The organism is Nocardia sp. NPDC049737 (genome assembly GCF_040674755.1).
Taxonomy (GTDB): Bacteria; Actinomycetota; Actinomycetes; order Mycobacteriales; family Mycobacteriaceae; genus Nocardia.
The window spans coordinates 1-11,547 of sequence record NZ_JBFANH010000074.1; the positions used below are offsets into that span (position 1 = coordinate 1).

Genomic DNA, 11,547 nt, shown 5'->3' on the forward strand with positions numbered 1-11,547 from the left:
GGCCACCACCTGCCCGCCGCCGCGGCACAACTTCTACGAACTGCCCCGAATCCGTTCCGAGCGTCCCGCATTCGAGCTGCACTACCCGCACATGGTCGAGCGGATGCGGGCCGAGGCGCATGTGGGCTGGGGTTCGGGCAAACATGCCACCGAGGTGCACGAAGGCGCCCTGGCAAAGCATTAGGCGGTGGCCGGACATTCGTCCGTCCAAGCGCGCATAGCGCGAGCCCTCCAGGCGAGTGAGCAACTATGTTGGCTGCCAGAGAGATATCCGGCTATGCAGTAGCGTCGCCATGATGAGTGTGCACCTACTGATCATCAGTGGGTGCACACTCATTTGTGGGACAAGCACCGACCGAAGCGTTGCGACACCGAGGTCCAGCACAGCTACGGCAAACAACTAACTTGGAGCACCTCAGTTGGCCGACACCACCGTCCTCGTCACCGTCACCGGACCCGACCGGCCCGGTGTGACCTCCGTGCTGCTCGCGGCGATGTCGCGGCATCACGTGAGCCTGCTGGATGTGGAGCAGGTCGTCATCCGTGGCCGACTGACCCTCGGTGTGCTGGTCACCTGCCCGAGCGATCCTGAGGCGCTGCAGGACGAGCTCGAAGAGGCGATGAATACCGTCGGCATGCATGTCGACGTCGAGGTCGACGCCCAGATCGGCAGACAGCCGATGTCCACGCACGCGGTGGTCATCCTCGGCGCACCGGTGACCGCGCGCGCATTCAGTTCGGTCTCCCGCCAGCTCGCCGCGCTCGGCGCCAATATCGACACCATCCGCGGCATTGCCGACTATCCGGTGACCGGCATGGAACTCCTGGTCACCGCGACCGATACCGGACCCGATTCCGATGCCCGGCTGCGCACGGCGCTGGCCGAGGTCGCGGTCGCCGAACAGGTGGACGTCGCGGTGGAGCGGGCCGGATTGGCCCGCCGAGGCAAGCGGCTCATCGTCTTCGATGTCGATTCCACCCTGATCCAGGGCGAGGTGATCGAGATGCTCGCCGCGCACGCCGGGGTGGAGGATCAGGTCCGCGAGGTCACCGAGGCGGCCATGCGCGGCGAAATCGACTTCGCCGAATCGCTGCGCCAGCGGGTCGCGACGCTCGAGGGGCTGGACGAATCTGTGATCGAGGAGGTCGCCGACCGGATCGAGCTGACCCCGGGTGCACGTACCACCATTCGGACCTTGCGCCGCATCGGATTCCGCTGCGGTGTGGTGTCGGGCGGCTTCCGTCAGGTGATCGAACCGCTCGCGCACGAACTGGAATTGGACTTCGTGCAGGCGAATACGCTCGAGGTCGTGGATGGCAAGCTGACCGGCCGGGTGGTCGGGGAAATCGTCGACCGTGCCTTCAAGGCCACCGCGCTGCGCAAGTTCGCCGCGGAGGCGGGGGTGCCGATGGAGCAGACCGTGGCGGTCGGCGACGGTGCCAACGACATCGACATGCTCAATGCGGCCGGGCTCGGTGTCGCCTTCAACGCGAAGCCCGCGTTGCGCGAGGTTGCCGATGCGGCTCTCTCGCACCCCTACCTGGACGCCGTCCTGTTCATCCTCGGCGTGACCCGCGACGAGGTGGAGGCTGCCGATGCCCGCGACGGCGGAATACGTCGCGTGCCGCTCGTCGGAAGCTGACTCACGTCCGGCGAATATCTCCGGAGTTTGTGGTGCGGAAGTCGCTCCAGACGGTTCGGTGGTACAGGACTCCAGCGGGAATGCGGCGGGCGTCCCGAAGCTTGCACTCGAGTGCGACCTGACGTGGGAGTCGCGGCCGCGCAGCATGTTGACGATCGAGGTGGAGTGATGTCGAGTATCCCGGAGAGCACCGCCGGATTCCGGGACGGTGGTACAGCGGAGCCCGAATTGTCAACGGGTGTCGAGGGTTTCCGCGCTCGACACGCGGAGCTTGCGCGCGGTTACGGTGGTCTCGGCGATCCCGAGGATCCCGCCCTGGTGCAGGCCATGCAGATGGTGCTGCACATTCCGAAGGTCGATCCGCCGCGACGCAGCGCGCTGCTGGAGGCCGCGGCTGCGGCCACGGTGGCACTGTGCCTGGATGAGCGGGTCGGGCCCGAGGGAACGTGGGAGCAGCGGTTCCTGGCCTGGAAGCGATCCCGGATCCGCAAGGTGGCACGGCGGGCGCGCGGTGCGCAGTGGCTGGCCGCCGATGAGGTCGACGGGGTGACCGTCGAGGTGGACGGTGCGCAGGCGCGGGCCTTCGTGCCGGGGCCGGTCGGTGAGGTCGATCCGCGGATCAGGCGGCTGCAGATCAATGGCACCGATCTCGAACACGACGATCCCGGACCCGCCGATCCCGACCTGCCGGTGCTGTGGGTGAATGCGAAGCTCGGCATGACGCTCGGCAAGGCCGCGGCGCAGGTCGGTCACGCCAGCATGTTGCTCGCCGGTGCGCTTACCGCGGAGGAGGCGCTGCGGTGGTCGCAGCGCGAGTTCCGATGCGCGGTGCGCGAATCCGGACCGCAGCGGTGGGCGTCGCTGTGCGAGCAGGTGTCTCGCGGACAGGCCGTCGCGGTTCGTGACGCCGGTTTCACCGAGGTCGCGCCGGGTTCGATAACTGTGATCGCGGTACCGGGACAATCGTGATTGCCTGCTGGCACTGATCGTCGCGCGGATGTTCCGTTGCACCGATGAGTCCTCTGAAAATCCGCCGGGAGCGGTGCGCCCACCGGCCGCGGCGGCCTGTCGTCGCGGCCGAATGGCCACGTCGTGGCTACCGGCATGGGTCGGTCGTACGAACAGCGCGCATTTGGGCCAAGATGGAGCCCGTGCCGCAACCGGATCCCGATCTGCTCATTGATTTCACCGACGTGACCATCCGACGCTCGGGTCACACCCTCGTCGGCCCGGTCACCTGGCAGGTCGAGCTCGACGAACGCTGGGTGGTCCTCGGACCCAATGGCGCGGGCAAGACCTCGCTGCTCCGCATGGCCGCCGCCGAAGTGCATCCGACCTCGGGCATTGCCCATCTGCTCGGTGAAGTCATCGGCAAAACCGATGTCAGCGAGCTACGACCGCGCATCGGCTGGTCCTCGGCCGCGGTGGCCAGCCGGATTCCGCGCGACGAGAAGGTCAGCGATCTGGTGGTCTCCGCCGGGTACGCGGTCCTCGGCCGCTGGCGCGAGCGTTACGACGATGTCGATACCGACCGCGCCATCGATATGCTCGAAAGTCTCGGAGCCGAACATCTTTCCGATCGCACTTACGGAACGTTGTCCGAGGGGGAGCGCAAGCGGGTGCTGATCGCCCGCGCGATGATGACCGATCCGGAGTTGCTGTTGCTCGACGAGCCCGCCGCCGGGCTCGATCTGGGCGGTCGCGAGGAGTTGGTGGAACGTCTCGGCGATCTGGCATCGGATCCCGATTCCCCCGCCATGGTCCTGGTGACCCACCACGTCGAGGAGATTCCGCCGGGCTTCACCCATGGCCTGCTGCTGAACGAGGGCGCGGTTGTCGCACAGGGTTTGCTGCCGGATGTGCTGACCGCCGAGAACCTGAGTGAGGCCTTCAGTCAGTCGATCGCGCTGGATCGCGTCGACGGTCGGTACTTCGCTCGGCGCGCGCGTCGCTTGGGGCGGCACCGTTCACGCTGACATCGTACGAGTGATCTGGATTACGCCGTAAAACAAGCACGCGTTAGGGTGCAAGAGTGAGCGGGCGTGAACAAGCAACCGAGCGCGCAATCGCGCATGACGGAGCCGAGCGTGGGCGAGGTACGGTCGTGAGCGGGCGTCAGCGAGTGAGCCGTCAACATAATGCGCGATCGCGTATGACGGCGCCGGATGTCAGCGCGGCGCGGTCATGAGCGAGACGAACGCGCAGCAGCCGATTCCGTCGCTGAGGGACGCGTCGACGGTGATGTTGGTGCGTGACGGTGTCACCGGTCCCGAGGTATTCCTGCAGCGCCGGGTCGGGGCAATGGCCTTCGCCGCCGGTATGACCGTTTTCCCTGGCGGCGGTGTCGATCCGTCCGACGGCACTGCCGATATCGAATGGGCCGGACCCGAACCCGCTTGGTGGGCCGCGAAATTCGGCACCACCGAACCGAGGGCCAAGGCGCTGGTGGCCGCCGCCGTGCGCGAAACCTTCGAGGAATGCGGTGTGCTGCTGGCCGGGCCGACCGGCGAAACCATCGTCTCCGATACCACCGGCTACCACGATGCCCGTGCTCGGCTGGAGCGGCGTGAGGTCTCGCTTGCGGCCTTCCTCGCCGAGGAGAAGCTGGTGCTGCGCGCGGATCTGCTGCGGCCGTGGGCGAATTGGATCACTCCGGTGATCGAGCCGCGGCGCTATGACACCCGGTTCTTCGTCGCGGTCCTGCCGCAGGGACAACTCGCCGACGGTGCCACCTCCGAGGCGGCCGAGGTGCAATGGCGCACCGCGGCGGAGGCGCTCGAGCGTTGGCGCGCGGGCAGCGACGTGCTGTTGCCGCCGACCTGGTCGCAGCTCGATGCCATTGCCGAATTCGCTTCCACCGCGGAGATTCTGGCCGTCGACCGGGTGATCGAACCGATCATGCCGGTGCTCACCGGTGACAACGGGCGGCAGGTGCTCGAATTCCCGGAAAACCAGCGCTACTTCGCCGGATTGCCGGATACCAGCAGGCTCCGGGGATCCGCGCGTCCGTGAGGCAGTAGGTTTCCTGCCATGGCCGAATTCGTGACCCTGGAGTTGCCCGAGGATCCCGCCGTCCGCGGCGTTGCCGTCCTCCGGATCGACCGTCCGCCGCTGAACTTGCTGAATGCGCAGCTGGTTCGGGAGGTGGCCGAGGCGGCGGCGGTTGTCGCCGCGCGGCCTGGGGTCGCGGCATTGGTCGTCTACGGCGACGAGCGGGTCTTCTGCGCGGGCGATGACCTCGCCGAACTTTCTGAGCTCGGCCCGGATCAGGCCGAAGCCATGGCCGCCGATTTGCAGGCGGCACTGGCCTGCCTTGCCAAGGTGCCCCAGCCCACCGTCGCCGCGATAAGTGGCTACTGCCTCGGTGGTGGTCTGGAACTCGCCCTCGCCGCCGACCGCCGCATCATCGGCGACAACGTCAAACTCGGCCTGCCGCAAATCAAAGCGGGCCTCATCCCCCTCGCGGGCATCCGCCGCCTGTCACTACTGATCGGCCCCGGCCCCGCCAAAGACCTCGTCTATACCGGGCGCTTCGTCGAGGCCGAAGAGGCCATGAGCCTCGGCCTGGTCGACGAGGTCGTCGCCCCTGACGACGTCTACACCACCGCGATGCACTGGGCCCAACAGTTCACCGACGGCCCCGCCCGCGCCCTCGCCGCCGCCAAGGCCGTCTTCGAGGCAGGCCCCCACGGCCTCGACCGCGCCCGCACCGAATGGGCTGCCCTCTTCACCACCGAGGACCGCCGCATCGGCACGGAGTCCTACCTGGCCGACGGCCCAGGCTCGGCAACTTTCGTCGGGCGCTGACGGGGGCCAGCGCGCCCAGCGCGATCGGTCGATACGACGGCACGGGCACCGCGAACCTGGCCGATTGCCCGGGTTCGACCGCATTCGTCAGTGCGGACGGGCTCGATCGCGCCGAGTTGGGATCGGTCGATACAGCGGCAGCGGCCGAGTCGAACCCGGCCCGACGGTTGCGGAGGCATTCGTTGAGCGCTCCAGAGCACTTCCAGGCGGGCTGGACGGGTATGTTCCGTGCTCTGGCTGGACTGATGGATGCGATGGCATAGGCGCCGAGTCGGCTGGCCGACGGTTGCGGTGCGGTGGCATTCGTCGGATTCTGAGGCGATTCGCCAGTTGGGCTGAACGGGCTTGATCGCGCCCCAGATGGACCGGCAGGTGCAGTGGCATCGACATATCCGCTGATTGTTCGGTGCTTTTCGTTACTGGGCGGTAGTGCGGGATCTGCGCTGCTGCGATCGGTCGGTCGGATTCGGGCGATCCGAGCGCCGACAGGGACCGTAAATAGGAACATGTTCCTGCGAGGTGGGGCGTGTGACTTCCGCGGCACTCGATGATCGTGAGTCCCGCTCGAGCCCCTGGTTGCTGGCCGCATCAGGGGCGCGCGGCGGTGCGTGGGTAGATCACCGGGCAGGTTCAGAACCAGAACGAGTCTCGGGGGACATGACGGCAATCCGAAATTAGGTCCTACTCACTGGTCCGCTGCACACGTGCGGCGCGGGGTTGGCTAGGCTTGCCCACCATGACGGTCCACCCCGATGACCCGGCGCCGAACCCGCATGCCACCGAGGCCGAGGTCGAAGCAGCGCTGAAGGATACGAAGCTCGCCCAGGTGCTCTATCACGACTGGGAAGCCGAGACCTATGACGACAAATGGTCGATTTCCTATGATGAGCGCTGTATCGACTATGCCCGCGGCCGGTTCGACGCCGCGGTCGGCCCCGCGCCGCTGCCGTACGAGCGTGCGCTGGAACTGGGCTGTGGCACCGGCTTCTTCCTGCTGAACCTCATGCAGGGTGGCGTCGCGAAGTCGGGTTCGGTCACCGACCTCTCGCCGGGCATGGTGAAGGTCGCACTGCGCAATGCCGAGAACCTCGGGCTCGATGTCGACGGCCGGGTCGCCGACGCCGAGACCATCCCGTACGAGGACGACACCTTCGATCTCGTCGTCGGCCACGCGGTGCTGCACCACATCCCGGATGTGGAACTGGCGCTCAAGGAGTGCCTGCGTGTGCTGAAGCCGGGCGGGCGTTTCGTCTTCGCCGGTGAACCGACCACCGCGGGCAACTTCTACGCCCGCTGGCTCGGCCGCATCACCTGGAAGGCCACCACCACCGTGACCAAGCTGCCCGCACTGTCGGGTTGGCGGCGGCCGCAAGCTGAACTGGACGAGTCCTCACGCGCCGCGGCGCTGGAGGCGGTCGTCGACCTGCACACCTTCGATCCGAGCGACCTCGAGGCCATGGCCCGGCGGGCCGGTGCGACCGACGTCAAGGCGAGCACCGAGGAGTTCGCGGCGGCGCTGTGGGGCTGGCCGGTGCGCACCTTCGAGGCGGCCGTGCCGGACGAGAAGCTCACCATGGGCTACCGGATGGCCATGTACCGCGCGTGGCTGCGGCTGAGTTGGTTGGACGAGAACATCATGCGCCGGGTGGTGCCGCGCCAGTTCTTCTACAACGCCATGATCACCGGCGTGAAGCCGGGCGCCGCCGCCAAGTAGTGGGTTACCGCTTCGGCCGCGAGGATGTCGTCTTCCTCGGTAGTGCGGCGGGTAGCGCCGCGTTGGCCGAGGTGGATCGGCTGGAGCTGACTCCCGCGACGCACCTGCGCGATCTGGAGCGGGTGCGTCGCGAATTCGGCGAGCGGTCGGGCGCTCTCGTGGAAACGGTGCGCCTGCGCCGTCGCGCCACGGCCAAACTCGTCGATACCGAGCAGTGGCTGTTCACCGACGACGCGCTGCAACAGGCGACCCCGACGCTGGTGGCACGCCACCGCGCCGACCGGCTGTCCGGGTGCGCCGTACACGATGTCACCTGCTCGATCGGTGCGGAACTGGCCGAGCTGAGCCGCACCTGCCCCTCGGTACTCGGCAGCGACCTCGATGACGTGCGTCTATCGATGGCCGCGCACAACCTCGCCGCCTCCCGAAATGTCCTGCTGGCCAAGGCCGATGCCCTGATCCCGTGCAGCACCGGCACTGTAGTCATCGCTGATCCGGCCCGGCGCGCGGACGGCCGCCGCACCCACGATCCGGCGAAACTGCAACCGCCGCTGCCGGATCTGCTCGCCGCCTATCCCGGTCGCGACCTGGCCGTAAAGTGCGCTCCCGGATTGGATTTCGACCGCCTCGACTGGTCCGGTGAAATCGAGATCGTCTCCCTCGATGGTGCGGTCCGCGAGGCCTGCCTGTGGTCGGCCGGGCTGTCCGAACCCGGCGTCACCCGCCGCGCCACCGTCCTCACCTCCCGCGGCGGATCCGTCGCCTACACTGACACAGACCCGGACGAGATTCCCGACCAGCCGCCCGGCGAATGGATCATCGACCCCGACGGCGCCATCGTGCGCGCGGGCCTGGTTCGCCACTACGCCGCGAAACACGGCCTCTGGCAACTGGATCCGAATATCGCCTACCTCACCGGTAACAACGTCCCCGACGGTGTCCGTGGCTTCCGCATCGAGGACCGCCTGGAACTCCGGGAAAAGACCCTCCGCCAAGAGTTGGCCCGCCGCGACTGCGGCTCCCTGGAAATCCTGATCCGCGGCGTCGATATCGACCCCGACGCCCTCCGCAAACGCCTGAAACTACGCGGCACCAAGCCCTATACCCTCGTCCTCACCCGAATCGCCCGCACCGCCGCCGCCTTCCTCTGCACCACCTGATCCCAGCCACCCACAGCTCCGTCGACTCGCCGGCGCCCTACCCACGTTCGCTGGAGTCGAGAATGCAATGCTTAAGGCTCGCTCTCGACGTTTGCCGACATCAGCGTGTGGTGATCGACTGTCCAGCTCGTTATCCGAGGTGTCGTACGCGGGCGGGCGGGTGGAGTGGTTACCGGTCTGGTTTGAAGACGAAGACCTCGCCGATGCGGGTGGCGAGGACTACCTCGCCCTTGGGGCCGATGGACGTGCCGGTGGTGGTGCCCTTGGCATTCGGAAGTGCGTCGGAGTCGACGGTGGCGCCGGTCTTGGTATCGAAGGTGATCAGGTTGATGCCGTCGCCGATGGCGGCGGCGGTATAGCCGGTATCGCCCGCGGTCTGGACGGGGGTGCCGCGCAGCGTGAGATCCTTACGCTCCCAGACGATTTCGGCGGCGTCGCCGTTATCGCGCAGGGCGAGCAGGTGGCCGTCGTCACCGGACGGGATGATCAGGCCGTCGCTGGAGACCGAAATGCCGCCGCGCGGAGCCCAATCCAGCGGCTGCACCCATTTGGTGCGACCGTCGGCGGCGTCAACGGCGATCAGACGCTTGGAGTTGTCGCCGACGTAGACGGTGTGGCCGTCGGCGGACAGCGTCGGGCTGGTCGCGCTGCCCTCGGTGAGCAGGTCCGCGCTCCATTCCTGCTGAATCTTATTGTCGGCGTAGCGCAATGCGACGAGTGCGGCGATCGGCTTGCCCGGCTCCCACAGCGTGACGAAGAAGCGGCCGCTGGACACCTCGATCGGCGAGATATTGGCGACCGGGCACTGCGGTCCGCCGATCGCGCAGTCGTCGAGACCCTGACCGGACGTGGGGCGGGTGAGATCCGGGTACTCCAGGAAATCGGGGTCGCCGAGCAGTTGGGTGGTGCTGACGACGCGCTCACCGGTCTGGCGGCTCAGCACATCTATCTGACCGGACTGGGTGACCGTCAGGATGTTCCCGTCGCCGGTGAATTGCGCCGAAACCGGCACGCCCGCAACGGGCGTCCGCCAGCGCGGCTGTCCGATGGAGTTGAAGGCACTGACCCCGCTGTCGTCACCGACGTAGACATTGGTCCCGCTGTCGACCACCGAGGGCGCGGAGATCGCATTCGGTCCCAGCGCGTTGCAGAAGCGCTTGCGGCCGGTCAGCATCTGCAGCGAGAGGATGGCGCAGTTGTTGGGCGCCGACGTGGTGAGGAACATTTGCCCGTCCGGGCCGATCGTCAAGGGTTCCTCGACCGGTCCACCGACGGGTCGTGACCAGCCCAGCGATAGTTTGCGCGAGCCGGTGACCGGGCTTACGCCACTGTTGCGGCCGTCGTTGTGCGCGGTGGTCCAGCCCTTGCCGGATCCGACGGTGATGTCGTCGACGTCGGTACCGCAGCCCGTCAATACCAGGGCGCCGATGGCCGCCACCGCCCCCAGTCGGGACAGGGTCAGCCCGCGCGCCGGATTGGCCAGTACGCCGCCGCTTCGCACCTGCTGCACTCCTGTCGTCGTGGACGTGACCGAAAGCGTGTCGACCCCGGTACGTGCACCACCCGAGTCGGGGTTGCCCGCGTGGAGGTTCGCCGCCGCCGTCGGCGGCGCAGCGATCACTGTACGGGAGGGTCGGCCGACGTTGTACGGGTCCCGGCCGTGTTTTCCGACCGGATAAGCTCTAGCCGTCGCGACCGGGACGGTCGCCATGTCAAGGACCACGACAGGAGATGAGTTCGTGACGAGCATGTGGGGCGCACCGTTGCGCTCGCGGTGGCGCGGCTCGCGCCGCCGGGATCCGCAGCAAGCGCGATTTCTGACGCTGGCGTCGCTGCGCTGGGTGCTCGCGAACAAGGCGTACACGCCTTGGTATCTGGTGCGGTACTACCGGCTGTTCAAATTCAAGGCGGCCAATCCACATATCGTGCTGCGCGGCATGGTCTTCCTCGGCAAGCGCGTCGAGATCCACGCGACCCCCGAACTGAGCCGGATGGAGATCGGCCGCTGGGTGCATATCGGCGACGGTAATGCCATTCGCTGCCATGAGGGTTCGCTGCGCATCGGCGACAAGGTCGTCTTCGGCAAGGACAATGTGGTCAACACCTACCTCGATATCGAGATCGGTGAATCCACGCTGGTCGCGGACTGGTGCTACATCTGCGACTTCGACCATCGCATGGACGACATCAATATGCCGATCAAGGATCAGGGCATCGTCAAGAGCCCGGTCCGTATCGGTCCGGACACTTGGATCGCCGCAAAGGTGACCGTGCTGCGCGAAACCCGCGTCGGCCGCGGCTGTGTGCTCGGCGCGCATGCGGTGGTCAAAGGCGAGATTCCGGACTACAGCATCGCCGTCGGCGCGCCCGCCAAGGTCGTCAAGAATCGCAAGGCGACCTGGGAGGCCGGTGCCGAGGAGCGCGCCAAATACATTGCCGCGCTGGAAGATATCGAGCGCAAGAAGAACGGCGCCACCCAGTCGGCGTAAGCGCGACCGAGCCCCGGGATCCGGAATGGACCCGGGGCTCACGCTATCTCGGCCGAGTATGCCGGTATGCGTCGGTGGCAGTCGGTACGGTCACGGCATGAACAGGTACGCGGCGCTGTTGCGCGGGATCATGCCGACGAACCCCAATATGAAGGGGGAGAAGCTGCGCGGGGTGTTCGAGGGGCTGGGATTCGAGCAGGTCGCCACGGTATTGGCCAGCGGCAATGTGGTCTTCCGAACCGCGGATACCGATATCGCGAAGTTGGAAGCCCGCGTCCAGGACGCGCTGAACAGCGAACTCGGAATTCCGGGCGGCACCATCGTGCGCACCTACGACGAACTGCGCGACCTGCTCGACACCGATCCGTTTCCGGGCCTGACCCATGGCCGCGGCACATATCTCACCGCGACCTTCCTCAAACAGGCCCCACCGAACGTCGCCGGAGAGCTACGCAAACACACTGAAGCCGGCGTCCGGATCATCGGCTACGACGCCGCCGCCCGGGTCGTCCTCGCGGTCATCGACAACACCGAACCCCGCACCCCGAACTTCATGGCCTGGATGGAGAAGACCTACAGCAAGGAAATCACCACCCGCACCTGGCTCACCATCCAGAAGATCGTCAAGAAGATGGAGAGCTAGGTCGTGTTTCGAAAGTCGGGTCACCGTAGCCACAGGTCGATGGCGGCGATGTGGACGGTAGCCAGGAAGCGGACGGCGAGTTTGTCGTATC

11 protein-coding genes are annotated in these 11,547 nt (G+C 66.9%); 10 read left to right on the forward strand and 1 reads right to left on the reverse strand.

The window, feature by feature from the left end:
* The 8 genes from AB0J47_RS41690 to AB0J47_RS41725 form a co-directional block, all read left to right on the forward strand.
* Positions 1 to 184, forward strand: a 184-nt coding sequence (locus AB0J47_RS41690) for a hypothetical protein (RefSeq protein WP_364360056.1), incomplete at its 5' end; no start/stop codon positions are given.
* Between the two features lie 235 nt (positions 185 to 419).
* Complete coding sequence (gene serB / locus AB0J47_RS41695) at positions 420 to 1,643, forward strand: phosphoserine phosphatase SerB (protein WP_364360059.1); 1,224 nt, start codon at positions 420 to 422, stop codon at positions 1,641 to 1,643.
* A 168-nt stretch (positions 1,644 to 1,811) separates the two neighbouring features.
* Positions 1,812 to 2,612 (forward strand): peptidyl-tRNA hydrolase, encoded by an 801-nt coding sequence (locus tag AB0J47_RS41700; protein ID WP_364360062.1) that lies wholly within the window; start codon positions 1,812 to 1,814, stop codon positions 2,610 to 2,612.
* A gap of 173 nt (positions 2,613 to 2,785) precedes the next feature.
* The gene (locus AB0J47_RS41705) at positions 2,786 to 3,619 is read left to right on the forward strand and encodes an ABC transporter ATP-binding protein (protein WP_364360086.1); all 834 of its coding nucleotides are present in this window, start codon (positions 2,786 to 2,788) and stop codon (positions 3,617 to 3,619) included.
* Positions 3,620 to 3,827: 208 nt separating this feature from the next.
* Positions 3,828 to 4,655 carry an NUDIX hydrolase gene (locus AB0J47_RS41710; RefSeq protein WP_364360065.1) on the forward strand — a complete coding sequence of 276 codons (828 nt, stop codon included), beginning with the start codon at positions 3,828 to 3,830 and terminating at the stop codon, positions 4,653 to 4,655.
* A gap of 18 nt (positions 4,656 to 4,673) precedes the next feature.
* Positions 4,674 to 5,450 carry an enoyl-CoA hydratase-related protein gene (locus AB0J47_RS41715; RefSeq protein ID WP_364360068.1) on the forward strand — a complete coding sequence of 259 codons (777 nt, stop codon included), beginning with the start codon at positions 4,674 to 4,676 and terminating at the stop codon, positions 5,448 to 5,450.
* A 736-nt stretch (positions 5,451 to 6,186) separates the two neighbouring features.
* Positions 6,187 to 7,164 carry a methyltransferase domain-containing protein gene (locus AB0J47_RS41720; RefSeq protein WP_364360071.1) on the forward strand — a complete coding sequence of 326 codons (978 nt, stop codon included), beginning with the start codon at positions 6,187 to 6,189 and terminating at the stop codon, positions 7,162 to 7,164.
* Positions 7,164 to 8,324 carry a class I SAM-dependent methyltransferase gene (locus AB0J47_RS41725; protein WP_364360074.1) on the forward strand — a complete coding sequence of 387 codons (1,161 nt, stop codon included), beginning with the start codon at positions 7,164 to 7,166 and terminating at the stop codon, positions 8,322 to 8,324. The genes AB0J47_RS41720 and AB0J47_RS41725 overlap by 1 nt, the downstream gene beginning before the upstream one ends.
* Positions 8,325 to 8,493: 169 nt before the next feature.
* On the opposite strand, the gene AB0J47_RS41730 is transcribed toward AB0J47_RS41725, so the two are convergent.
* The gene (locus AB0J47_RS41730; RefSeq protein ID WP_364360077.1) at positions 8,494 to 9,945 is read right to left on the reverse strand and encodes a PQQ-binding-like beta-propeller repeat protein; all 1,452 of its coding nucleotides are present in this window, start codon (positions 9,943 to 9,945) and stop codon (positions 8,494 to 8,496) included.
* Between the two features lie 118 nt (positions 9,946 to 10,063).
* On the opposite strand from AB0J47_RS41730, the gene AB0J47_RS41735 reads away from it, so the two are divergent.
* Together AB0J47_RS41735 and AB0J47_RS41740 are read left to right on the forward strand one after the other, a co-directional pair.
* The gene (locus tag AB0J47_RS41735; RefSeq protein WP_364360080.1) at positions 10,064 to 10,813 is read left to right on the forward strand and encodes an acyltransferase; all 750 of its coding nucleotides are present in this window, start codon (positions 10,064 to 10,066) and stop codon (positions 10,811 to 10,813) included.
* 97 nt (positions 10,814 to 10,910) lie between these two features.
* Positions 10,911 to 11,456, forward strand: coding sequence for a DUF1697 domain-containing protein (locus AB0J47_RS41740; RefSeq protein WP_364360083.1), 546 nt, complete (start codon positions 10,911 to 10,913; stop codon positions 11,454 to 11,456).
* Positions 11,457 to 11,547 lie beyond the last annotated feature (91 nt).